The organism is Pantoea sp. YU22, assembly GCF_003970755.1.
GTDB lineage: Bacteria > Pseudomonadota > Gammaproteobacteria > Enterobacterales > Enterobacteriaceae > Pantoea > Pantoea piersonii.
This window is the reverse complement of sequence record NZ_RYDU01000004.1, coordinates 251,373-275,903: the sequence shown is the minus strand read 5'-3', so window position 1 is coordinate 275,903 and position 24,531 is coordinate 251,373. Positions and strand designations below refer to the sequence as shown.

At 52.7% G+C, this 24,531-nt stretch carries 15 protein-coding genes and 1 pseudogene; 4 read left to right on the top strand and 12 right to left on the bottom strand.

Annotation, left to right across the window (positions count from 1 at the left end):
* Nucleotides 1-1,317: 1,317 nt before the first annotated feature.
* Together ppk2 and EKL29_RS09275 are read right to left on the bottom strand one after the other, a co-directional pair.
* Entirely contained in the window at nt 1,318-2,226 is a 909-nt protein-coding gene (gene ppk2 / locus EKL29_RS09280) for a polyphosphate kinase 2 (RefSeq protein ID WP_126689460.1), read from the bottom strand.
* A 26-nt stretch (nt 2,227-2,252) separates the two neighbouring features.
* The gene (locus EKL29_RS09275; RefSeq protein WP_126689459.1) at nt 2,253-3,872 is read right to left on the bottom strand and encodes an inorganic phosphate transporter; all 1,620 of its coding nucleotides are present in this window, start codon (nt 3,870-3,872) and stop codon (nt 2,253-2,255) included.
* A gap of 768 nt (nt 3,873-4,640) precedes the next feature.
* Here EKL29_RS09275 and EKL29_RS09270 point away from each other — a divergent pair.
* From EKL29_RS09270 to EKL29_RS09260, 3 genes are read left to right on the top strand one after another with little or no spacing between them, the layout of a single operon-like run.
* Entirely contained in the window at nt 4,641-5,372 is a 732-nt protein-coding gene (locus tag EKL29_RS09270) for a gluconate 2-dehydrogenase subunit 3 family protein (RefSeq protein WP_126689458.1), read from the top strand.
* A gap of 2 nt (nt 5,373-5,374) precedes the next feature.
* A complete protein-coding gene (locus EKL29_RS09265; protein WP_126689457.1) occupies nt 5,375-7,150 on the top strand; it encodes a GMC family oxidoreductase in 1,776 nt (591 codons plus the stop codon).
* Nucleotides 7,151-7,171: 21 nt separating this feature from the next.
* The gene (locus EKL29_RS09260; protein WP_371315513.1) at nt 7,172-8,488 is read left to right on the top strand and encodes a cytochrome c; all 1,317 of its coding nucleotides are present in this window, start codon (nt 7,172-7,174) and stop codon (nt 8,486-8,488) included.
* A 438-nt stretch (nt 8,489-8,926) separates the two neighbouring features.
* Here the strand turns inward: EKL29_RS09260 and EKL29_RS09255 are convergent, their stop codons facing one another.
* Complete coding sequence (locus tag EKL29_RS09255; protein WP_126689456.1) at nt 8,927-9,691, bottom strand: ZIP family metal transporter; 765 nt, start codon at nt 9,689-9,691, stop codon at nt 8,927-8,929.
* A 264-nt stretch (nt 9,692-9,955) separates the two neighbouring features.
* On the opposite strand from EKL29_RS09255, the gene EKL29_RS09250 reads away from it, so the two are divergent.
* Nucleotides 9,956-11,050 carry an SMP-30/gluconolactonase/LRE family protein gene (locus EKL29_RS09250; protein WP_126689455.1) on the top strand — a complete coding sequence of 365 codons (1,095 nt, stop codon included), beginning with the start codon at nt 9,956-9,958 and terminating at the stop codon, nt 11,048-11,050.
* Between the two features lie 128 nt (nt 11,051-11,178).
* Here EKL29_RS09250 and EKL29_RS09245 read toward each other — a convergent pair whose 3' ends face one another.
* From EKL29_RS09245 to EKL29_RS09210, 9 genes and pseudogenes are all read right to left on the bottom strand, one after another.
* Nucleotides 11,179-12,003: a sugar phosphate isomerase/epimerase gene (locus EKL29_RS09245; protein WP_126689454.1), complete on the bottom strand. Its 825-nt coding sequence runs from the start codon at nt 12,001-12,003 to the stop codon at nt 11,179-11,181.
* Nucleotides 12,000-13,466, bottom strand: coding sequence for a sugar porter family MFS transporter (locus tag EKL29_RS09240; RefSeq protein ID WP_126689477.1), 1,467 nt, complete (start codon nt 13,464-13,466; stop codon nt 12,000-12,002). The genes EKL29_RS09245 and EKL29_RS09240 overlap by 4 nt, the downstream gene beginning before the upstream one ends.
* A 733-nt stretch (nt 13,467-14,199) precedes the next feature.
* Nucleotides 14,200-15,513, bottom strand: a complete 1,314-nt coding sequence (locus EKL29_RS09235; protein ID WP_126689453.1) for a cytochrome c — start codon at nt 15,511-15,513, stop codon at nt 14,200-14,202.
* A 2-nt stretch (nt 15,514-15,515) separates the two neighbouring features.
* A complete protein-coding gene (locus EKL29_RS09230) occupies nt 15,516-17,285 on the bottom strand; it encodes a GMC family oxidoreductase (RefSeq protein WP_120456748.1) in 1,770 nt (589 codons plus the stop codon).
* Between the two features lie 18 nt (nt 17,286-17,303).
* On the bottom strand, nt 17,304-18,032 hold the full coding sequence (locus tag EKL29_RS09225) for a gluconate 2-dehydrogenase subunit 3 family protein (protein ID WP_120456750.1): 729 nt from the start codon (nt 18,030-18,032) through the stop codon (nt 17,304-17,306).
* Between the two features lie 351 nt (nt 18,033-18,383).
* A complete protein-coding gene (locus EKL29_RS09220) occupies nt 18,384-19,427 on the bottom strand; it encodes a LacI family DNA-binding transcriptional regulator (protein ID WP_126689452.1) in 1,044 nt (347 codons plus the stop codon).
* Between the two features lie 751 nt (nt 19,428-20,178).
* Nucleotides 20,179-20,331 (bottom strand): annotated as a pseudogene (locus EKL29_RS23265) (IS3 family transposase); the annotation flags it as partial.
* 136 nt (nt 20,332-20,467) lie between these two features.
* A complete protein-coding gene (locus tag EKL29_RS09215; RefSeq protein WP_126689451.1) occupies nt 20,468-22,459 on the bottom strand; it encodes a hydantoinase B/oxoprolinase family protein in 1,992 nt (663 codons plus the stop codon).
* A 12-nt stretch (nt 22,460-22,471) separates the two neighbouring features.
* Nucleotides 22,472-24,526, bottom strand: a complete 2,055-nt coding sequence (locus EKL29_RS09210; RefSeq protein ID WP_126689450.1) for a hydantoinase/oxoprolinase family protein — start codon at nt 24,524-24,526, stop codon at nt 22,472-22,474.
* Between the last annotated feature and the right edge of the window lie 5 nt (nt 24,527-24,531).

Here is a 24,531-nt window from a genome sequence, read left to right as displayed (position 1 = left end):
TCTAATATACGACTTGCTGCAAGCATTTATCATGCCATTTATAAAGCTTTGAAGCATGAAATTGCTCTGAAAAATTTTACATTTTTTGCTCATCAACGTCACTGACTATATGTCAGCCAGATTTCTTGGACGACATTCTGTGCAACTGTTAGCAGGCTTAGCCTAGATTACTCCTACTTATTAAAATGTCTCTTTGAAAAAGTACCTTTACCAGATGCGGCCTGGCAGGAGGTATCCTGTCAGATTCTGCTTATCACACAGGCCCCACGCCATAATCTCTTTGGGGAAAAACGACCGACTAGATTCCTTTCGTTCAAGCTAACACTGTCACCAGCATAAGCACAAAACGTGTCTGCCCTTAAGATTATAAACAGCAGCCCATTGATGAATCCTGACTTAGAAGGGCTGTCCTGCACCGCAAGCCGTCAAACGATGAATCCTTTCTTAATATCGTGCCGTATATGCCCGGTTTTTTTCTGAAGAGCAGCGCCAGAGGTTGACTACGGCGACACTATATCCGGGGCATGTTGAAGCTGCTTTCAGACAGCGGTAGGGCACCAGTCACTGTCAAAATCTATCTGTATGTTCTTAAAGGCACTACCTGCGAGACGCGGATGATAAAGCAAATGGATATGAGAAGTTATCAGCAGGCTCTGGCAATGCATGCGATGTAGGTTAGTCAACTGCTCCGCGGCCACGCGCTAGCACCGAGCTCTTTTCCGTAGCTGTGAATGGGACGCTAGCTAAAAAGACCTTGCGATGCCGCTATGCTGGCAGTCATGCTCGCCGGCTGTCTACACCGTTCAGAAGGTTGGGCTGGACTAGACGGCATCTTTTCTCAGGAGCATATATTATTCGGGAGGATGAGGGCAACAAGGAACTCATGGTATTTATGCCAGAAAACATCTGGCGATATATTGATATTTGGACGGATAACATTCAGAGCGAGAGGGTGGCTGTACTTCAAAAGTAAGCGCCCCGGTGACGATATGACTTCTCAACATATGCCCCACAGGCGGTATATAACATCCACGAACAGCGCAGGGCTGACACCGAAGCCATGATATACATCGCGCTTTTGCTTCAATGATGCTGGATAACGGGGAAAACCTGATATCAGTCCGGGAAGCAATAGGACACGCCACTGTTAACATTACGCAGTGCAGAATAAATGCTTACCTAAAGCAAAAGACACCTTGAAAAGCTGAAATTCGTAAGCACACGATAACAGCTTAGCGCGCAACTTTTAAAAGCGGATTAGAAAGAAGCCCTGCCGCGGCCAGTTTGCGCTGACCGCAGCAGGCGGAACGATGACTATCAGTAACGATCCGGGACAATCATATTTTCCGGTACCGGATGGCGGGCATAATCTGCACGATGAATACGGGAGGGCAGCGTGATCCTGTCACTCTCTTCCGCTTCATACGGCACCTGCTTCAGCAAATGCGCAATACAGTTAAGTCGCGCTTTGCGCTTGTCTACCCCTTGCACCACCCACCAGCGCGCTTCCTCAATGTTGGTGCGCTCCAGCATAACCTCCTTCGCGACAGTGTAATCCTCCCAGCGGCGACGGCTCTCAAGATCCATCGGACTGAGTTTCCACTGCTTCAGCGGATCGTGAATACGGCTGAGGAAGCGGGTCTCCTGCTCTTCATCGGTAATGGAAATCCAGTATTTAACAATTTGAATGCCGCTGCGCACCAGCTGGCGCTCAAACTCCGGCGCGCTGCGGAAGAATTCCTGGTACTCCTCATCGCTGCAGAAGCCCATTACCTTTTCCACGCCGGCACGGTTGTACCAGCTACGGTCGAACAAGACGATCTCTCCGGCCGCAGGCAGATGCGCAACGTAGCGCTGGAAATACCACTGCGTGCGTTCGCGCTCGTTTGGCGCAGGCAGCGCGGCCACCCGGCAATAGCGTGGGTTGAGTCGATGCATGATGCGTTTGATTACACCGCCTTTGCCAGCGGCGTCGCGCCCCTCGAAAATCACCACTAAGCGGTGGCCGGTGCGCACTACCCAGTTTTGCAGCTTAACCAGCTCGCCCTGCAAATGCAGCAGTTCGGAAAAGTAGCGACGCCGCCAGGCTTTCTGTTCCGCATCATCGCTGTTAGCCGCCGCGATATCTTCCAGTTCCAGCTCAAATGACTCGTCATAGCTGTCATAAAATTCCTGCAAAAGACGCGCGTCAAACATGTCGTTGTAATCAATTTGATGAGTAGCCATCGTTTATTATCCCTGTCGCGCAAAAATTACAGTGAAATCAAAAGCCAGTAGAGGACGGCGGAGAGCAGGGCAGCCGCAGGCAGCGTCAGCACCCAGGCCAGCGCCATATTGCGCAGGGTGCTCAGCTGTAAGCCGCTGCGGTTGGCCGCCATGGTCCCGGCAATGCCCGATGAGAGCACATGGGTGGTTGAAACCGGCATGCCGAACGCATCTGCCGCGCCAATGGTGCCCATCGCCACCAGCTGCGCGCTGACGCCCTGCGCATAATTAAGCGGATGCTTGCCGATCTTTTCCCCCAGCGTGGCGACGATGCGACGCCAGCCGACCATGGTGCCCAGACCCAGCGCCAGAGCGACGGCAATCTTGACCCATGCGGGAATAAATTGTGTCGCGGCATCCAGCGCGCTGCGCAGCGACTGCAGGTTTTGCCGGGTCGCAGCGGGCAAGGCCAGGGTAGCGTCGGCCTGCAGATGTTTAATGGTTTCTGCCGCCAGATACATCTCATTACGCAGCGCGGGAACCTGCCCGGCAGGCAGGTTCGCCATCGATCCAGAATGATTAAGCGTCGCGCCGATATTGCCTGCTACCTGCGCCAGCGCCGGCAGGACGTTAACGTTGCGCTCGCCGGTGCGCAGATAAGCAGTCAGCACAGCGTGCGGCTGACCGGCTGGTGCCAGCGGCGACAGCTGCTGTAGTTGCTGCTGGCTGCTCTGCGCCAGGGTAATGATATGCGGCACGCTCGACTGCGGTTCGGCGCGATTCAGGGAATAAGTTACCGGCAGCGCGGCGACCAGAATCAGCATAATCAGACCCATGCCTTTCTGTCCATCGTTAGAGCCATGCGCGAAAGAGACGCCGGTACAGGAGAGCACCATCAGGCTGCGGATCCATAACGGCGGCGCGCCGTGGTTTTTCGGCGCCTGGTAAAGTGCCGGTTTTTTGATCAACTGCTTCATGATCACCAGCAGCAGCGCGGCGCAGGCGAAGCCCACTACCGGCGAGAGGAGCAGCGCCTTACCGATATTCATCGCCTGTCCCCAGTTCACGCCGCTCAGCGCGCTACGGCCATGCATCATCGCATTGGCCACGCCGACGCCGATAATAGCCCCGATAAGCGTATGCGAAGAGGAGGCGGGCAGCCCCAGCCACCAGGTCGCCAGGTTCCAGATAATGGCGGCGAAGAGCAGGGCGTAGATCATGGCAAAGCTTTCGCTGCTTCCTGCCTGCAGAATAAGCTCTACCGGCAGCAGGGAAATAATGCCAAAGGCGACTGCGCCTGAAGAGAAGAGCACGCCAAGAAAGTTGAACACCCCGGACAAGACTACGGCCGTTGTGGGCGACAGCGAGCGGGTATAGATGACCGTTGCCACGGCATTCGCCGTATCGTGAAAACCGTTTACAAATTCAAAACCAAGCGCCGCCAGCAAAGCAATTGCTAACAGGATCAGCGGCAGCGAACCGCTAAAGCTCAGACCGGACTGCTGAATATCGCCAGCGAGATGGGTACCCGTAAAGAGCACGCCGAAAATGAGCGACACGATAAACAGCAACCGCGGTTTGTTACTCTGTTTTTTTGTGTGGGGTTCATCTGGCGAAAAGGGCGTTGCGGCGCCATTCAATGGCTGGGGTGTTACGTAATCACTCATCAGAAAAGATATCCTGTAGATCGCGAAAGCAGCTTAAAGCACAACGATTAGTGTGACTAACATATAAAGACTTTATGAAAGATTTATGACAGCGCTGTCAAAAAAGCGTCACATGAATGAAATCTTTTGCTATCGGGGATAAAAGAAGAGGCCAGGGAAGCGTACGAAATTCAGTCGTATAGGTACTTTTAAGCCAGACCATGGCCTTTATCCTAAAACTGCCACAGGCATCAAAGCCCTTTCAGAATGTCACGCTGCGTTACCTTACAGCTACGGGCGTAATAATTAATTTTGTTTACCCATTTGCCAGAGCGTGCTGTCTTACCGGCGCCACTTATATTGGGTGATATCCACGCACCCTTGATAACGCTCTGCAAATTTTCGCCGGAGAGCGGCCACGACTTTGCGCTCACCGCTGGCCACTACCCACCCCTGACACAGCCTGCATGCATCAGACGGACGTGTTCGCTGCCTCTCCAGACCAACTCATCGGCATTAACCATCAGTACGTACTGATCCTTATGAACTGGATCAATATTGTTCAGACAGGCACCAGCGATCATAAGGATAACAAAGGACCTGATTTTAAAGCTTAACCGTGAATTTACGTTATCTTTACAAAATTTAACAAATTATTAATCTCTGCATTCAATAAAATAGATTACTTTAGCAGCATATTAATTCCTAGAAGAACTATTAGCGTGCTTAACATAGTGCCACTGGCACCTGTTGAGCACGCAATTTGGCAAACACCAACTGGAAGGCAAAATGAGCAAAAAACTTAACGGGGATAGCGCCTCGCGGCGAAGCTTTCTGCAAAAAACCCTGTCACTTATACCTCTGTCAGTTGTCGGCGGCAGTATTGCGCCTGTTAGCGTTCTCGCAGCAGACATCGACACAAAATCGGCTGGCGTTTCAGATCACTACGTGCCGACTTTTTTCAATAATGAAGAATGGCGTTTCATTCTGGCGGCCACCGATCGATTGATTCCCGGCGACAGTAATGGTCCCGGTGCTGTCAGCGAAGGCGTACCGGTTTTTATTGATAAACAGATGGAGCTCCCTTACGGGCATGGCCAGCTGTGGTATATGCAGGCTCCCTTCGCGAGCGCCGCGCCGGAACTGGGCTATCAGTCAAATCTTGTGCCACGCGAAACCTATCGCCGCGGTATTAAAGCCGTTAACGAACACTGCCAGCAGAAGTTTCAAAAAGTCTTCGCCGACCTCAGCCACGAACAGCAGGAAGATATTCTGCATCAGCTCGAAGCGGGCAAACTCATTTTTGAAGCCGTTCCCGGGAAGTTGTTTTTCCAACAGTTGCTGGAGAATACCCAGGAGGGTTATCTCGCCGATCCGATGCATGGTGGTAACCAGACGCTCGCCTCATGGAAACTGATCGGTTTTCCCGGTGCCCGTGCCGACTACCAGCAGGTGATGGATAACCCGAACAAGCCTTATCCATTGGGTCCGGTAAGCATCTCAGGGAAAAGGAGCGTTTAATCATGGCGATCAAAAAAGATCCGGTTGATGTGGTTATTGTCGGCTTTGGCTGGACAGGCTCGCTGATGGCGATGGAGCTTGCCGATACGGGACTAAAAATTCTTGCGCTGGAGCGCGGTGAACAGCGCGATACCTATCCTGATTTTGCCTATCCGCGCATCGTTGATGAACTGACCTATGGCGTACGCCTCAAGCTGTTTCAGAACGCCTCTAAAGAAACCGTTACCGTACGCCATACCTCCAGCGAAACGGCTTTGCCATATCGCCGCTTTGGTTCTTTTCTACCCGGAGATGGGGTAGGCGGAGCGGGCGTACACTGGAACGGCATGTTATGGCGGCCGCTGGAAGCGGACCTCAAAATGCGCAGCACTGTGATTGAAAAGTACGGCGCGGATTTCATTCCTGCCGATATGACCGTGCAGGATTACCCCTTTACTTATGAAGAGATGGAGCCTTATTTCGATAAGTTCGAAAAAATATGCGGCACCGCGGGTCAGGCCGGAAATCTCAACGGCGAAAAAGTCGAAGGGGGGAATCCATTCGAGGCACCGCGAAACAACCCTTATCCCACCAGAGCGCTCAAGCAGCAATATTCAGGCATTCTGTTCAGCAAAGCGGCTAAAGAGCTGGGATATGATCCCTTTCCGGTGCCAGCAGCCAACTGTTCCGAACCTTATACCAACCCCTACGGCGTGCAGTTAGGCGTTTGTAACTACTGCGGTTTTTGCGAACGCTTCGGCTGTTACAACTACTCCAAAGCCTCCCCGCAGTCCTGCGTACTGCCGGCGCTCTATCAGTACAAAAACTTTAAGCTACGCACACAGGCGCATGTCTTACGGGTCAATACCGACTCAACCGGAAAGCAAGCCACAGGTGTGACTTATATTGATGCTAACGGCCAGGAGGTCGAGCAGCCCGCCAGCCTGGTCGTACTAAGCGCCTTCCAGTTACATAACGTGCGGCTGTTGCTGCTTTCGCAAATCGGCAAGCCTTACAACCCTGTCACAGGCGAAGGCGTCGTGGGCCGTAATTATGCTTATCAGATGAACGGCGGGGTGAAACTCTTCTTTGACAACGAGACGCGGTTTAACCCCTTTGCCGCGACGGGCGCCACCGGGATGTTTATCGACAATTTTAACGCCGAAAACTTCGACCACTCTGCGCTGGGTTTCGTTGGCGGCGCGACGATCTCTGCCACCATTACCGGCGGGCGTCCGATTCAGCAGCTGGGCATTTCTGCTCATGCGCCTAAGTGGGGTTCCGGCTGGAAACAGGCCATCAAAGACGCTTATCTGCACACCATGAACGTCGGTTCCTCAGGCTCTGTGATGCCTTACAAACAGTGTTATCTCGATCTCGATCCAACCTATAAAGATCTTCACGGCCAGCCCCTGCTGCGCATGACATTCGACTGGCAGGAAAATGAGCTGAAGATGACGCATTTTGTCGGCACGAAGGCAGAAGAAATTACAAAGCAGATTGGGCCGAAGTCTTACGAAATGGGCTTCAAAAGCATGAAAGCGCATTACGATGTGCGTCCCTATCAGTCCACCCACACGACTGGCGGCGCCGTGATGGGCGACAACCCCAAAAACAGCGTGGTGAACAAGTACCTGCAGAGCTGGGATGTACCTAATCTGTTCGTGTTAGGCGCCTGCTGTTTCCCGCAGAACCTGGCGTACAACCCGACCGGCATCGTAGGCGCGACGGCACTTTTCGCCGCGCACGCGATTCGTACCCAGTATCTGGCCAACCCCGGACCTTTGGTTCAGGCATAACAAGGAGGGAAGATAATGAACATGCGTTTAAAAAAATTGATCCCTTTGTTATCCCTGACCCTGTTACCTCTTGTCAGCCATGCAGCAGACAGCAACGGTAACGTCAGCAAAGGAGAATATCTGGCAACGGCTGGGGACTGTGTAGCCTGTCATACGGCAGCAGGAGCAGAACCTTTCAGCGGCGGGCTGAAGATGTCGACACCGGTGGGGGCGATTTACAGCACCAATATTACGCCCGATAAAGCCACCGGAATCGGCGAATACAGTTATGCTGACTTTGCTAAAGCACTGCGTGAGGGGATAGCGAAAGATGGTCATCATCTTTATCCGGCAATGCCCTATACCGCTTTCGCCAAAATCAATGACGCAGACATGCACGCGCTGTATGACTACTTTATGCGGGAAGTTAAGCCCGTCAGGCAGGCCAACCGCGACAGCGATATTCCCTGGCCGCTCAACATGCGCTGGCCGCTGGCAGCCTGGAATATCGTTTTTCATGACGATAAGGTATTTCAGCCAGACAGCGGGCAGAGCGCTGAATGGAACCGTGGCGCTTATCTGGTGCAGGGGCTTGAGCACTGCGGCACCTGCCATACTCCGCGCGGTATCGCTTTCCAGGAGAAGGCGCTGGATCAAAAAGAGGCCGCTTATCTTACTGGCGGCACGCTGGAAGGATGGCACGCGCCGGACCTTACCGGCAGCCTGAAAAGTGGCCTCGGCAACTGGCAGCCGGCAGAGATCGTCACCTTCCTGCGAACCGGGCGTACCGATACCACTGCCGCTTTCGGCTCAATGACGGATGTGATTGAACACAGCACTCAGCATCTTAGCGATGCCGATCTGAAAGCGATGGCTACCTATCTGAAGTCGCTGAAAGCGGCCAGAGCGGATTCAGCCACGCCAGCTGCGGACGATAACACCACGGCAGCGCTGATAAAAGGCGATATGAGCCATCGCGGCGCGCAGGAGTATATGGATAATTGCTCAGCCTGCCACCGCATCGATGGCAAAGGCTATGCGAAGACGTTCCCGGCGCTGGCGCATAATAGCGCGGTGCTGAGCGACGATCCTGCTTCGCTAATCAGTATTGTGCTGCGTGGCGGCAAAATGGCGGTGACAAAAGAGGCCGTGACCGGTCTGACTATGCCGGATTTCGCCTGGCGTCTGGATGATCAGCAGGTGGCTGATCTGCTGACCTTTGTGCGTGAAAGCTGGGGCAACCAGGCGCCAGCGGTGACGGCAGAACAGGTTCAAAAGCTACGTAAGAATATCTCTACCGTTGAGAGAAAAGATCCGAACAAGGAGAACGAGCCAAATACCGGCCAGCCGCATCAGTAGGGGCTTACGTTTCGGTCCCAATGATTTTTATGTTAACGCCGGCAATGACCGGCGTTTCTTTCCTGATTTGTCATCGACGTTACGCCCGTTACTTTTGCTTTAATCGGCCGGTTTTCTTCATCCATCATGCGAAATTTAACATAACAATGATTAAACGAACTTTGAGCACCTGTAAGATCAAAAGCCTGTGGCAAGCGTCATGCCTTTTAAGCAAGAAGCATGCAGGAAGGCTACGGGCTTCGAAAGGCAAAGCAGAAAGCGGCTGTAGGCTCGTAAAAAAACGCCCCTCGTAAGAGCTGATGCCTCTGTATGGAGTTCATACAGATATGACATTTTCTGAGTGACAGGCTGGAGCCATACCGATAAAACTGATTTATTCACCAGCCGTCGATACGGCTATGACTTCAGCCCCTGCGGTCTCTTCTGTCTGTGGTCTGTTCAGCCGCCCAGCTTACTGAGAATGAAGGCGACAAGGAAACCGCAGACGGTAATGAGCCCGGCATAGTCATGGGTCACTTCAAAGGCTTCAGGGATCATCGTATCTACCAGCATGGCAAGAATAGCTCCGGCTGCGACGGCTGTGGTAGCAGCCACCACGTCGGCTGAAAACCCCTGGAAAACGGTATAACCTGCCAGCGCGGCGAAGCCCGATATAACGGCAATTCCTGCCCATACGCCAAAAATATAACGCGCTGAGCGCCCCGCTTTCTTCATGCCAGCCGCGCTGGAGAGCCCTTCGGGTATGTTTGAAAGAAAAATGGCAATCACTGCAACCACGCTCACGGCTCCGCCATGAAGCATAGAGAGACCAATCACTATTGATTCCGGGATGCCGTCCAGCAAAGCCCCGACCGCGATCGCCATTCCGCTGCCATCCTGCTCCTGCTCAGAGGGCTGCTTACCGCCTGAACGTTTGCGGTGTCGCCCTCCCCGCTTTGCCACTATATAGCTGGCCAGCGTGTATACTGCCGCGCCCCCTATGAAGCCAGCTGCGGTAGAGTCAAACCCGCCGGTTTTATATGCTTCATCCATTAATTCAAATGACAGAGCGGAAATCAGTACCCCACTGCCAAAAGCCATGATGCTGGCAATCATACGTTGCGGAACTGCAATAAAATAAGCCACTGCCGCCCCGATAACCAGTGCAAAACCTGAAACAAACCCCCAGAACCCGGCCTGAACCCATAATGGTATAGACTGCATGCCTCTCTCCTTAAATCATAAGATCCGCTCAGTGAAGGCCTTTGCTTATTCAGTGGTATTAAGCGCCTTTATTTATGCGCCTGCCGCACGCACATAATGAGTGTGGCACAGCCATAAGAAGTGGCTATGCATGTGACAAATATCACATTTATGCCAGACTTAAACGTGATTAAGAGAGGTTCAGTTCTGTTTTAAAAAACCAGACAAAGGACGCAACACATTGAGTTAAAAGGCTGAAGCTCGCAAATTAAATAAGGAGAGCCTGTGCAAAGACGTGAATTTATTGTCGGCGGAGTGGCGGCAATGTGTATGGCAAAGTCCGCGATTGCCGCTGCCGATGCTCTGCTGAAACCCGGTTTAGAAGTGGTAGCAACCTCTCCCTGGCTGGCGAATGGAATAGCTGTTTCATCAAACGACGATTATTTCCTTAATTTCCCCCGCTTACAGGGACATATTGCATCTCCTGCCCTGGCGCGCGTGACAAAATCGGGTCCAGTTCCGTTTCCAGGTAATCAGTGGAATAAATGGCAGCCTGGTGAGGATGGGCTTAATAGTCTGGTTAACGTCAATGCCTGCCATATATTTGCAGACAATCTCTTGTGGGTGGTTGACCAGGGTGCGCCACAGGGAGAAAAAGCGGCCAAAGGCGCAGCAAAGCTGGTCGCTTTTGATATTCACAGTGGCGAACAGCAACAGCTAATACGTTTTGATGAACAGGCCCTGCCGCAAGGCGGCGCGCCAAACGATTTGCGTATACACCAGCATTTTATTTACGTCACCGATTCCGGCCTCGGCGGTATCATTATTCATGATTTGCAGAATGGCCGCACGCTGCGCAGGCTGTCGAAATCGACGCTACTGCGCAAGCCCGACGATCTGGATCAGAAAGGATTCAGGGGGAGAGTATTGCAGGATAAAAGCGGAACCCGTCCAGCCGTTCACAGCGATGTTATCGAGGTTTCAGCAGACGGCATGTGGCTCTATTTTGCCACCCCTACCGGGCCCCTTTATCGCGTAAGCACTGCGGCGCTGCGGGATGCATCTCTGGACGACGCTACGCTGGAGCGCCAGATCCAAAAAGTGGCAGATATTCCCTCAACAGGTGGCTCAGCAATAGATGCGCTGGGCAATATTTATCTTTCTAACGTTGAAAACCGATCGGTTGATGTTCTGAGGCCTGACGGCAAAAAAGAAGTATTGATTCAGGACGATCGTTTACTCTCTCCTGACGCTCTGGTCATTGAGAAAGGCTGGGTCTATGTCCCTGCTCCGCAGATGGAATTAACCAGCAGTAATAACGGCGGCAAAGACGCCACCAAAGCGCCATGGATGATTTACCGGTTCCGTTTGCATGTGTAATCACAGGACGCAAACAGAGCAGGCTTAATAGCTAAAGCTTCACCGATATAAAATTTTAGCCAGCCATAAATAAGGCTGGCTAAAAGGTTAGCGGAATAGGGATGCAGGACAACTCAAATTAATGCTAATCACTTAATATAATGATTCATGTTTTCAATAACCTGTTTTGCCAGTTCTGCATGATCCATTTCCCAGCGAGCCGGACTAAATAGCTCAGCGGACCAAACGCCATCAAAACCGGTAGCTTTAACGGCATCAGTCCATGCCTGAACATCAATATCTCCTTCGCCTGGCATATACGCCCGTAGCACTGTTTCCTCCCACGCTTCACCGGGATTAGGCTTGCGGCCGTCGCAGAAGTGCACGCCAAATATCAGAGAAGGATCGAGCTGACGAATATCATCCGGCGTAGTTTGCCCGGTGGCAAAGAGATGCCAGAAATCAATGACGATGCCCACGTTAGGCTTATCAATGCGGCGGATCACTTCCAGCGCCTGGTTCAGCGTATTGAATTTTGTATGAGCAATTACCTCTATCTGATAGCGCACGCCATAGCGCTGACCGATAGTGGCGATCTCTGAAATGTTTTCGGTCATGATATCGAGGATCTGCGATTCCGGGAGATGATCAATGCCGTGCTGGGCGAGGATCTGGATGGTAGGACACTCCAGATCGGCGGCAATCTGCGTTAAGCGCGTTGCTTCAGCCAGTAACTGCTGCTTTTCACCCTCCTGATGTCGCTCAATATCAATCAGCGCATTCAGGCAAGATGTTTGCAAACCATAACCCTTGACCAGCTTATTAAGCGCCGCAGTAGTGCCGCCATTATCAAGATAGCGCAACAGCTTATAGTGCAAAAACTCCAGTCCATCATAGCCAGTTTCAGCCGCAATGCGGGTTTCCGTGACCACGTTGCAATAATGCGTAGAGATGCCGTGCAGGGCCTTAATCATGATTTACCTTCCATATTGTTGGTAGCTGTCGATGCCATCGGGACAGTTGAGGAAGCGCTGACAGGGTTCATACGGCTGGCCAGCAGCTGCTCTATATCATCCAGCGCGACACCTCGCGTTTCCGGTACGAAGCGCAGCAGGAATATCAGGCAGAACAGATTGATGGCGGCGAAAATCCAGAAAGAGAATGCACCGTGAAAGGCCTGTTGTAACGCCGGGATTTCATTCAGAACCGGGAAAAACTGCGTGACCAGGAAGTTGAAGATCCACATTAAACTCACCGCCAGCCCCATCGCATAGCTTTTGATCCGTGGTGGGAAGATTTCTGAAATCAGTACCCAGCATCCTGCCCCCCAGCTGATGGCGAACATCATCATAAACAGCAGGGCCGATATAATGGCAAGGTATCCGCTCTGCTGCGTGTACATACTCCATGAGAGCAGCAGCAGGGCGATGATTGCGCCGACGGTGCCCAGCTTCATGACCGGTAAACGCCCAAAGCGGTCATAAAGATTCATGGCGATAAACGCCCCCATCGCGTTGAGCAGACCGATAAAAATAGTCTGGAACAGCAGCGTATCTTTGGCCATCTCGCCCGTGTTGAGGATCAGAGGGGCATAATACATCACAATGCTGGCCCCCGTGAGTTGCTGCAGGACGGCAATAGTACAGCCCACAATAAGTGCGTAGCGCAGTACCGGCATTTGCCAGATATACCGCAGCGAGCCGCTGCCTTTCCCGGCGTTTTTCGATTCGCTGCGCACGGAGATGATCTGCCGGGCTTCTTCTTTGTTGAGATCGGGGTAGATTTTTTCAAGCACACGTAGCGCTCGTTCACCCTGCTGATGGTTGATACACCACTGCGGCGATTCCGGCAGGATAAGGGTACAGAACAGCATCATTGCTACCGGCACAAACTGCGCCCCCATCATCCAGCGCCAGCCCTCATCAATTAGCCAGGCCTCAGACATGCCACGGCCAATCAGGTAATTCACCAGGAATACCAGCGTTTGTGACCCTACCAGTGAAAGGTTGAATATTCCCGAGGCTTTACCGCGAATGCTGGCCGGAGCAATTTCACCCATATACATGGGGGCCACGGTTCCGGCGAGACCGATGCCTAAACCCGCGACAATGCGCGCCGCAGAGAAAAGCGTAAAAGAGTCCGCAAAGGTTGAACCGACAGCAGAAAGAGCAAAAGCAATCGTCGCCAGCATCAGCACGGGCTTTCGCCCTAGCTTTTCCGCCAGTTTTCCCGCCGCTAAAGATCCAATGATGCAGCCAACGAAAATGCTGGATACTACCCAGCCGGTTTGTGACGGATCGAGCTGGAAATGAGCCTGAATGGAATCTACGGTGCCCGAGATTACGCCGGTGGAATAGCCGAACATTACGCCACCTAGCGTGGCGATACAGCACAGCGAATAAACATAGCGGGCATTACAGCGGCGATTATTTTGCATCATCGCCTCCAGATAAAGTCACCAACATCATAGTGGGTTCCTTGATTGAGGAAAACGTTATTCTGCAGGCTTATCGCGACAAGCCTGAACAGAGACCGGTGGTCGGGTGGCTTAAATAACTATGCCGCTATTCTTACACGTGATTTTAAACACGTAGTCATCATTATTGCTTTATAATAAATAATAACCTCTTGATTAATAACCACAAATTCATTTCATTGACGTTGACATGTGAAGAATATTGTTTTTTGTAAAACGTCAAAATTTTAAATTTGATCCTTGTCACACTTTTGGATTTGTCTAAAATTCAACCCTTCCTCGTGGTTTAATTAAGCAGTTTTTTGCCATTACCTGCGTTTTAATCTTAAAAATTGAAAAACAGCAATATCTGCTATGCAGCTTAACGCGGTATCAATTAACGACAACGCAGTTACGTTTCGATGCGTTATTTTACAACGGGAGTCATACCGAATTTAGCAGGCTTAACTTAAATGAATCCCACCCACCTGATGATTCAGCGTTCCTGGTGTATTCCGCGCAGTCAGAAAATATGGCAACCCTGTTGGCAGAAAGCCGCATTGTGAAGCGGGAGGAAAATTGAAGAGCACTGATGCGGAGAAAGCGATGCAAATAGCATCCGCTTCGGTAAGGGGAATGACACAGTGTGCCGGGCATTAACTGGGCAGCCGCATGGCTGCCCATAGAGACTGATTACTTAATCGCAAGAGACTGATTACTTAATCGCAGGCGCTTTCAGCTTATCACCTGCTTCGGTAGCTTTTCGTAGCATAGTGACGTCGCTTGCTTTGACCTCAGCGGCTTTATTACCCCATGAATTGCGGACGTAGTTGAGTACATCAGCCATCTCCTGATCGTTCAGCTTCCAGGAGAATGCAGGCATACCGGCAGACGTTGGACGCCCTTCGGTATACGGCGCGCGAGCACCTTGCAGCAAAGCATGGATCATATTGGTAGGATCGTTCTGCATCGCGGTATTACCGGCAAAGGCTGGCACCATGCCGGTGATACCTTCTCCTGACAAGCCGTGACAGGCAGAGCAGTCCACTTCATAGCGCAGTGCCGCCTGATCGTGACGTGCTTTATCCATCACGAACGCAACGGGTTTAGCCGTGGCGGAGGCAGGCAGGCTACGCAGATAGGTGGCGATGGCTTTGAGATCCTGATCGTTGAAATACTGCGTCGAGTGTTCAACGGCTTCTGCCATCGGTCCTGCAGCGACGCTTTCACCGTTGGAACCAGTTTTCAGATAATCCGTAATCTGTTCATCGCTCCACTGACCAATGCCCGCATGGGGATTTGGCGAGATATCCGGTGCGTACCACGTGCCCAGCTTGCCGCCCTGCAGATAGTGGCTGCTGATCTCTCCACCCAGCGCATTACGCGCGGTGTGACAAACGCTACAGTGCGCCGGTCCGTCAACGATATATTTGCCGCGATTCCAGACGTCGTTCTGCCCGCTCTGCGGTTTGAAGGCTTTGTTATCAAAGAACAACAGATTCCAGCCTGCCATCGCCAGACGAATATTATAGGGAAAGTTCATGCCCGCATTTTCGTCGACGGCCTTTTTCACCGGCTTCTGCGTGGAGAAATAGGCCCAGAGATCGTGCATGTCTGCATCGCTCATCTGCGTATAAGCGGTGTAAGGCATCGCCGGGTAGAGGAAACCGTGTTGGCCACGTCCCTGGCGGACCGCATTGAAGAAGTCGCGCTCGGTCATGTTACCGATGCCGGTTTCAGGATCAGGCGAAATGTTAGAGGTTTGCAACGCACCAAACGGCGTATCGATCTTGTAGCCGCCCGAGAAATCGGGATTGTGGCACGCAGCACAGTCCGCCAGGCGCATAACATATTCGCCACGCTTGATGGCATCTGCATCATTGCTGTGGAAATCGGCCAGTCTGACCTTATCATCCGCCACATGCGAGCGTGCGCTGTCCATCACCATCCACATTCTGCCGGTTACGCCAATGGCCGCGACTACGGCTAACGCGGCGAGGGTATAGGTCAGTTTCTTTGCCTTCGCCATGATTATGCTCCCACCAGCGGTGCCGGATTATGGATGTACTTCTGGTGGATAGCTTGCGCGGCACGCACCGCCAGCGCTCCCACGGTTACCGTTGGGTTATAGCCACCATTGTTAGGGAAGGCTGAAGCGCCGACCACAAACAGGTTGTGCGCATCCCAGCTTTGCAGATAGGGATTGAGCGCAGAGGTACTGGGATCCGCCCCCATCACCGCGCCGCCTATGGTGTGTGAACTGTGCTGCATGTAGGGGTTCCAGCTCTTTTCTGCCTGGTTGTCGACCACCAGATGCTGTCCGCCTACTTCTTTCATGATAGTGATGGCGCGATCGGTCACATATTTCGCCATGCGCTTGTCATTTTGATTCCAGTCAAATGTCAGGCGCAGCAGCGGCTGGCCGTGGCGGTCTTTGTAGTTAGGATCGAGATCGAGATAGGCTTCGCGCATCGGCATTGAAGTGCCCTGGCAGAAGATAGTACCCGCCGTCTGGTAATCACGCGCATAACCCGCTTTCCATTCGCTTCCCCAGCGTTTAGTACCGGGACGCAGACTGTTCATGTTCTGAATCGGACGACCATTGGTCGAGAAGCCCATAATGCCCGCTCCGCCAATGAAATCGAGGTCGCTGTGATCGAAATTATCACCGTTAAAATCATCGATCTGCACGGCTAATGCCCCACCACCAATAAACGGATTCATGTATTCGTTATCGAAGAAACCCGTCACGCTCGAACAGGTCTGGTAGCTGTAGTTGCGACCGACTGTGCCACGACCGGTGAGCGGATCGTATTTCTCACCCACACCTGAAAGCAGCATTAAGCGCACGTTATCCATCTGGTAGGCGGTGATACAGACGATGTCGGCAGGCTGGAAGCCTTCTACGCCATCCTGCGTAATAAACTTCACGCCTTTTACCGTTTTGCCATCTGCATGTTTCACTGCATGCAGGACTTCTGTCTCGGTCAGCAGCGTGAAGTTTGGACGGCGCATCAGCACCGGCAGAATACATGCCTGCGGAGACGATTTGGAGAAGTTACCGCAGCCATGAAAATCACAGAAACCGCAATAAGTACAAGGCCCCATGCTGACGCCCAGCGGATTGACATACGCCTGAGACAGATTACCGGCGGGCACGGTGAAAGGGTGATAACCCATATTCTCGGTGGTTTTGCGGTACTTGCTCATCCAGTGCGTATCTTTCAGCGGCGGCGTGGGGTAGTCACGTCGACGTGCGCCTTCAAAGACGTTGCCTCCCGCGCGTTTTTCACCGTTAAGGTTACCGGCGTAACCCGAGGTTCCAGCAATGCGCTCGAAGCGATCGTAGAACGGTTCCATTTCGTCGTAGGTCACGCCCCAGTCTTGCAACTGCAAGCCGGCCATGCGCTTCGCGCCGTAACGTTCACGCGTCTGCGTCGCGACTTCAAAATCCCACGGCGTGAAACGCCATGACATTCCTGCCCAGTGTGTACCTGCGCCCCCCACGTTCCAGCCAAATTGATAGGCGGACCAGTTGCGCACAGGTGCGGCAAGTTGGTCGCTGCGGTTGCGGAAAGTGGTCGTTTCCACACTCATCGGCTGCAGAATTTTGCGGCGCGTATGGAAACGTAGTTCATCGGGATCAATCGCCACCGGGAAATCGGTGGAGGTGTCACGCCACGCGCCACGCTCAATACCAACGACATTCAGCCCGGCGCGTGTTAACTCTTCCGCCATGACCGAACCAGCCCAACCCATACCAACGATAACGACGTCAGCCTTGTTTCTTACTAATGACATTGACTCAGCTCCGTCTTATTAATCGTTGGGGATCAGACTGACAGGTATAAGCGCCAGGTTTTCATTACGGCGTTCGATATAAGGGCGATAGTCATAGCGCGCGCCAGGAAAACCGATCATTTTCCATCCCGCCATGTTTTTATTACCCCCATAAATCGGATCAGCCAGATATCCTTCACGCACGTTTTGCAGCATTAATTCAAAAAAGGCCTGGCTATTAACCCCTGCGCCCAAATCAATTTTGCCGTCTTCCATTTTCGTGAGGAAATCATCGATCTGCTCAGCAGTTAACGCGTGAAATGAGGACCGATGAGTTCTTTGCGACCAGCTTTCAAGCGCCTGTAAACCGGTTAAATAGCGTTCCTTAGGCGCAGAGAGAAATTGCGGGCTTCCCATAATTTTCTCTTCATTTTCCGGATGTAGCGGCGCTTGCAAATAGAGCGCTGCACCTGAACCGTAATCACCGGCTAGCTGGTTATCGAGGAACTCAATACAGCCCGCTTCACTTGCTGACGGGCCCAATTTATCGGCAGGGATCAAACGATCAAAAATGGCTTGCAGATTCTGACGATCCAGCGGACTGGTGAGTACCTGGTAACCGTTTTGCCACGCGGGTTGTGGCAGATGGTCGGCACTGAGTTTGGTTTCAGGCGGCACATTGTGCAGCTCTCTGGCACGCAGTTGTGGTGCCACGGCAAGTGACGCGACAATACCGCTGAGTGAAAAGAGCGCTTCTCTTCGGTTCATACTTCTTTCCCTAAATCATTCCATCATCTGATGGATGTGGCGTGTTAATATTCACAGAGCATGACGTTCCGGGTATTCAGACGTTACAAACCCTGTGCTAAATAGCACGCAGGTATGTATGACGAATCCGCGTTCGTTATTATTTATTTTTCAGAAGGTATTGAATAAAGTGCACGTGCGCCTTTTATTGGCGCACGATTCCTTTGGCTGAAGTTTTCAGCCATTAAAATCCGATCATGAACGCGCTCCTTACCGACACGCTCTGTATTATTTAACTAATAATTATTTTTCTTTTATGATTTAAATAAAAACGGCTGCTGACTACTCACCCAATCAATGACGCAGGATTAATCATTTCTTATGCGTCCCCTGTTTTTTATCAAAAAGCCTCAGGTGAGAACGCCTGATACGCAATTCTCCCTGAGACCAGACGCCATCAGGGGTGGCCTTTCCATCAATCAGTCGATTCAGGGCTTCAGTAATTATCAAATCAATACGCTGACTAAAGGTTGTCAGCTGCCAGGTTGGTAAACTGGCTTCCTCAATATCATCGAAGCCCACCACAGATATAACGTGATCGCTCGCACGATCGCGTAGGGCTGCCAGTGCGCCAAGCGCCAGAATATCGTTTTCGCAAAACAACGCATCCATGAGCAGATGGGGCGCCTGGGTGTTGAGATACTCACTCATCACCTCATAACTACGCTCCCGCGAATAAACGCCGGTACAGAGTAACACATCCAAATCCAGTCCCGCCTCATTGAGCGCCAGCTTTAAGCCGTCCAGCCGCTGAGTATGATGAGAGCTGGTTTCCGGACCCATCATGTAACCAATGCGAGTACATCCCTGCGCCAGCAAAAGTTCACCGAGTTTTTTACCCGCCCGCAAACCATCAATATTCACCACATCGATGTCAGGCTCATCATTGTTACGACACACCTGCACTAAGGGAACCTTATGCGTTTCTTTTGCCACCCTGACAAGATCATCGGTTAACACTGTGCCAAGGAATAGCAAACCATCGATTTGCAACTGATCGGCCAGTAACATCACCGAGCTATAGTTATCACCACTACCAATGTTGAGCAGTAATGCCATATATCCACGCTGTTGCAGCTGATGGGTGACGGTATCCAGCATTAACATTGAGTGCGGATTTTTCAGCTCGTCGATTACCACACCAATAATCTGTGTTTTTTTCTGAGAAAGACTACGGGCCAGCAAATTAGGGCGATAGCCCAGCTTCTCCGCAATCTTTAACACTTTTTCACGGGCTTGTTCTGAGATCGATGCACCTGGCGTAAAAGCACGAGATACGGTCCACTTCGATACCCCAGCAAGGCGTGCAACGTCACTTGCCGTGACTTTATGTAATTTTGTGTGTGGTTTACTCATAACACCTGCGTACGAAAAAAACGAAAATCCCAGCAACGAACGTGAAAGCTAACTGAAAATAAATTCCTAAGCAAAGATGAACAACGTAGATGATAATGAATAACCCTGTTTTTATGATGTTGCAATTATGTTTGATACATGCACCCGATTGCAACGATTTTTGCAATCGGGTGCACGATCGGCGTTTTTTTGTTCACTTCGACAAACCACAGGGCAGAAATATGCATCACGTAAATATTATTTATATGTTGCGTGCAGGTATGAATCCTGAGGTCAGATAAAGCATGCAGCGCGGGAAAATTAAATCACTATTCAGTGTTAATGAATCGTGTAAATAGTTTAAGGAAGTCTTTTCTTCATAAAAATTAATTTTAATAGTTACAGATTTAAACCATCTACCTTTTTTATCAACGTGCCACCACAGGCATCAGGTGCCTGATCTTCATCTATAAAGAAAGATTCTCTTATGGCCAGTTTATTGGCTGTAATAAAGTCGGATGCGGCGGCTCTGCATTTTGCTGAGAAGGCGTTTGATGGCGGCGCATAAAATTATGGGCAGATTTAGCGAGCATCAGAAAAGCCACCATCGCTTCCCATCCATAAATAAAGGTAAGCTATTTACTCATGTTTTCCATGAAGCCATCCTTATTGAAAGGGATTTTTCTTCAAAGCGTTAAGTGAAGGCGAGGTCTGCTTGTCGCAGGTAGCGCAGGGTTATTAACAGTCCGAATATTTATGTTTAATACTGGCCGGTCAGACACGTGATCCAGCGGCCACGGGCGAGTGCGTCCATGACAATATCCATCGGCTGGATCAGGCTCGGCGTATTCGGGTGCAGAGGCGGAAGCCGCTCAGACTCCAGCCCTTTACGGCGCCGTCTGCGTTTTACACCCCATCTGTTAAGGGGCCATTCAGACGGCCCCTTGTTAATCTCAGCGATCTGTTCCGCGTACCCTTTTCTTTCTATGCGGCTTATTCAAGGCATCCATACCGGGGTATCGGCGGTAGCGCTCCTCCAGCACCTTTACCGGTCGGTCGCTTTACTGCAGGAAGGCCTGATATTCACTTCTTATGCTTTCGTACAAACGATAAATCAGCTCTCCGCCCTGCTCGGAAAGGTTGCTTTCGGACTCGGCCGCAGCAAGCGCGTCAAACAGGCGATGTTTGATATGGAAGCGCCAGATGACCGGCACGTGCGACAGAATGTCCGTCAGGGCTTGATAACGCTCCCGCGTCCAGCTCTGCTCGAAGCGAGTGCGCCATGAACCATAATCAAAGTGAGCAGCCGGTGCCGCATTAACGGCTAACCGCTCGCGCATTGTTTGCGTGGCACCGTAGTCCAGCTCGCCGTTGCGTATCACAACGCCATAATCCTGTTCGGCGCGCGCGGCTGAAACGTAGCCGCTTCTGACATCGCTTAACACCGCTTCGGGAGCGCGTGCCAGCGGCGAGCCATAGCCGCCGCCTCCAGCGCCGGTCAGACGAATAACATCTCCCGCCTGACAGCGGATCACATCGCTGTTGCCAAGAAGCTCCGGCGACGGCGTGTCGGGATTTTTGATAAAGATCGCGGTGCTGCCCGCTTTGCCGCCCAGCACGCCCCAGGACGCGAAATGCGTGCGGTCTCGGTTGCGCGCGGTAACGGTAGTGTCCGGCGCAAAGACCTGAAACTCCATCATCAGGCCCGAGCCGCCGCGATACGTGCCTGCCCCACCCGAATCTGGCACCAGACAATAACGGGTGATACGGATGGGCACTTCAGCCTCATTAATTTCCACAGGCGTGTTACGCAAAAAGGCCACGTTGGCACCAGACCCCTCCTCCCCGTCGCCAAAGGGCATCCCGCCAGCCCCGCCGCCTACCGGGCCGATCGAAGCGATAACGGCGCGACCAGCAGCGCTTGTGGTCTTGACGTTAAGAATCGCCAGCCCACAAGCGGCACAGGCGGGCAGTCGATCGGGTACCGCCTGCGAAAAGGCGCCGAAGGTCAGCACGTGCGTCAGTTTACAGGTAAGGCTGCGCATACCCACCGCAGCGGGGTAAACCGCATTCATCACGCTACCTTGGGGTAACACGCACTCCACGACGCGGTCCAGCCCGGCATTCAGCAAAATATCAGGATTAAGCGTATAGAGGACGTAGTGGTATCCCACCAGCGCCAGCGCGTGACGCGTCATGCCACCGGTCGGCATATTCAGTGACGAAAGTAGCTGCGGATCGCTGCCGGTGTAATCCAGGATGGCTCTACCGCCGCGAATCTTCAGCGTCATCGCTACCCGCATCGGTTTACCGTTCACACTGTCTTCGTCGGCATACTCCGCGAAAAAATATTCGCCATCCGGCACGCTTTCCAGAATGCGCTCCGCCTGTTGCGCCGCATAATCGAGCAGCGCAACCATGCCCTGCTGAAAATCCTCTACGCCAAAGTGCGCAATCATTTCATGTACGCGCTTCTCGCCGTTAGCCAGCATGGCCATCTGGGCATGCAGATCGCCCATGTTCTGCTCTGGCGCGCGTACGTTGGTTTTTATTAATGTGAGCAGCGATTCGTCAAGGACACCCTCTCGCACAATTTTCGTAGGGGGAAGACGGATCCCCTCTTGATGGATTTCCGTCAGGGTGCGCGAGAGTGAGGCCGGCACGGCGCCGCCGACATCGGTATTGTGAATATGGCCGCCGACAAAGCACACCAGCTTTTCCTGCCAAAATACAGGTTTCCACATCACCATATCCGGGCTGTGGGTCGCCACATTGCCGCTGTAGGCATCATTAGTCATCGCCACATCGCCCGGTCGGTAGTCATCAATCATGCCGAGGACCGGGCCGTAATCCAGACCGATATACCAGGTGGCGCCCAGCGTTTTCGGCGAGGCAAAAGCAAGGCCTTCGGGTGTCAGCAGCGCACAGGAGAAATCTTCCGTCTCTTTTACAAAGGTAGAGTGCGCAGTGCGTACCAGCGTATGCGCCATGCTCTCCGCCGCCGCCACACAGTAGTTCGCCAGAATTTGCAAACCAGATTGATCAAAAGCCATATGACTGCTCCTTTATTTCGCTGTGTGGGTAAGATCGGTAAGGATGAGATTGCCCAGCGCATCAACCCGAACATGGAATTCGGGTAGCACTGTCACCGTAGTATCAGACTGCGCGATAACCGCCGGACCGGTAAATTGCTGGCCGCCCGCCAGCTGTTCACGCTGGTAAAGCGGTACGTTGTGATAGCGACCAGACATCCATACATCAATCTGTCCAGCGGGCGTGGGCGCGACCTCGCTGTACGGCAGCGGCTGCAGCTGCGGTTTTGGCGTAGGCATGCTCACCACCAGCCTCAGCGAAACGACCTGAATCTGTGCATCACGGTCGCTGTAGCCATACAGATGCGCGTGACGCGCATGGAAAGCGTCGCGCAACGGTTCAAGGTTGCCTTCCGCCAGTTGCTGACGTGGCAGCGGCGTTTCGATCTCGAACGATTGTCCTTTGTAGCGCATTTCGGCGGACAGGCTGAACTGACCGCGGCTGACATCGCTCACCTCATGCGCCAGCCAGGCGCGCGCCCTGTCCTCAAGCCACTGATACTCCGTCTCCAGCTGCGGCAGACTTTCTGCGGTAAGATCGCTGTAAATAATGCGCACAAAATCGTTTTTCACATCGGCTACGAGGCCCCCCAGCGCGCTAAGCACGCCTGGCGTTAACGGCACCAGAACTTCGCGCATGTGCATCGCACGCGCCAGATAACAGGCCAACATGGGACCGGCGCCGCCAAAAGGCATCAGAGAAAAAACGCGCGGATCGATACCAAAGCGAGAAACCAGGCGACTGATACCGGCATACATCCCGGAAACCGACACCTGTATAATCGCCTCAGCGGTGGCTTCAATGGATTGTCCGAGGTGAGACGCTAACGTATCCACGGCCTTTTTAGCCGCGGCCACATCAATATTGACGGCGTTATAGCCGAGCTTTGCCTGCCCCAGGATCCCCAGCGTGACGAAGGCATCGGTAATCGTCGGCTGTACGCCGCCGCGCCCGTAACAAACCGGTCCTGGCGTCGATCCCGCGCTCTCCGGGCCAACCTTCAGTACGCCAAACTCATCGACACGCGCGATCGAGCCGCCGCCGTCGCCAATTGAGGTAACGGAGACAGAGGGAATGTGGATCTGGTAGTCACCAATATATTCACCGGTATCGTACTGCGCCGCGCCGTCGACAATCAGCGCCACATCGGCGGTGGTGCCACCAATATCCAGGCTCATGACATTTTCACGCCCGCACTGACGCGCCACCCATGCAGCACCCATAACGCCGGAGGCGGTACCAGAGAGGATCATCTGCACGCACTCTGCTTTGCCGCTTTCGGCACTCATGACGCCCCCATTAGATTTGGTGACCTTAAGCTCAGCCGTGACGCCCGCCTGAGCCAGCGCCTGTTGCAGCGCACCGAGATAGTGCGACACGCGCGGCTGTACATAGGCCCCGATTACCGCCGTTTGCGTGCGTTCAAACTCGCGGATAGCTGGCCAGACATCGCTGGAGCAACAGGTGAAAAAGCCCGGCATCTCGCGCTCAATCAGCGCCTGTACCTGCTTTTCATGCACCGGATTGCGGTAGGCGTGCAGCAGAGCAATGACGACGCCTTCACACCCAGCGCGCTGCAATCCTTCAATAGCAGCCGCCACGCTCTTTTCATCAACCGGGTTCAGCTCATTGCCGCTGGCATCCAGACGCCCTTCAATGCCGAAAACATGTTCGCGCGCGACCAGCGGCGTCGGTCGTAAAGAATGCAGGCTGTACATATCGGGCGTTTTCAGTCTGCCAAGCGCCAGCACATCCTCAAAGTAGCGGTTAGTGATCAGCCCCAGCCGAGCCCCTTTTTTCTGTACCACAGCGTTCACACCCACTGTCGTCCCGTGAGTAAAGTAGTGAATGTCTGCCGGATTGATACCGTAGCGCTTCACCAGCTCCCTGATGCCGTGCAACACTTCCTGGCCAGGCTCATCCGGCCGTGAAAAAACCTTCAGGCTGTGAAGCACGCCTGATGCTTCATTGAATACGGCGAAGTCGGTAAACGAGCCGCCAATATCTACCCCAATGCGCAATCCCATTACTC

Bases quoted from the DNA above. Each gene is read 5' to 3' on its own strand.
- ppk2 (WP_126689460.1), bottom strand. From the start codon at position 2,226: ATGGCTACTCATCAAATTGATTACAACGACATGTTTGACGCGCGTCTT.
- EKL29_RS09275 (WP_126689459.1), bottom strand. From the start codon at position 3,872: ATGAGTGATTACGTAACACCCCAGCCATTGAATGGCGCCGCAACGCCC.
- EKL29_RS09270 (WP_126689458.1), top strand. From the start codon at position 4,641: ATGAGCAAAAAACTTAACGGGGATAGCGCCTCGCGGCGAAGCTTTCTG.
- EKL29_RS09265 (WP_126689457.1), top strand. From the start codon at position 5,375: ATGGCGATCAAAAAAGATCCGGTTGATGTGGTTATTGTCGGCTTTGGC.
- EKL29_RS09260 (WP_371315513.1), top strand. From the start codon at position 7,172: ATGCGTTTAAAAAAATTGATCCCTTTGTTATCCCTGACCCTGTTACCT.
- EKL29_RS09255 (WP_126689456.1), bottom strand. From the start codon at position 9,691: ATGCAGTCTATACCATTATGGGTTCAGGCCGGGTTCTGGGGGTTTGTT.
- EKL29_RS09245 (WP_126689454.1), bottom strand. From the start codon at position 12,003: ATGATTAAGGCCCTGCACGGCATCTCTACGCATTATTGCAACGTGGTC.
- EKL29_RS09240 (WP_126689477.1), bottom strand. From the start codon at position 13,466: ATGCAAAATAATCGCCGCTGTAATGCCCGCTATGTTTATTCGCTGTGC.
- EKL29_RS09235 (WP_126689453.1), bottom strand. From the start codon at position 15,513: ATGGCGAAGGCAAAGAAACTGACCTATACCCTCGCCGCGTTAGCCGTA.
- EKL29_RS09230 (WP_120456748.1), bottom strand. From the start codon at position 17,285: ATGTCATTAGTAAGAAACAAGGCTGACGTCGTTATCGTTGGTATGGGT.
- EKL29_RS09225 (WP_120456750.1), bottom strand. From the start codon at position 18,032: ATGAACCGAAGAGAAGCGCTCTTTTCACTCAGCGGTATTGTCGCGTCA.
- EKL29_RS09220 (WP_126689452.1), bottom strand. From the start codon at position 19,427: ATGAGTAAACCACACACAAAATTACATAAAGTCACGGCAAGTGACGTT.
- EKL29_RS09215 (WP_126689451.1), bottom strand. From the start codon at position 22,459: ATGGCTTTTGATCAATCTGGTTTGCAAATTCTGGCGAACTACTGTGTG.
- EKL29_RS09210 (WP_126689450.1), bottom strand. From the start codon at position 24,526: ATGGGATTGCGCATTGGGGTAGATATTGGCGGCTCGTTTACCGACTTC.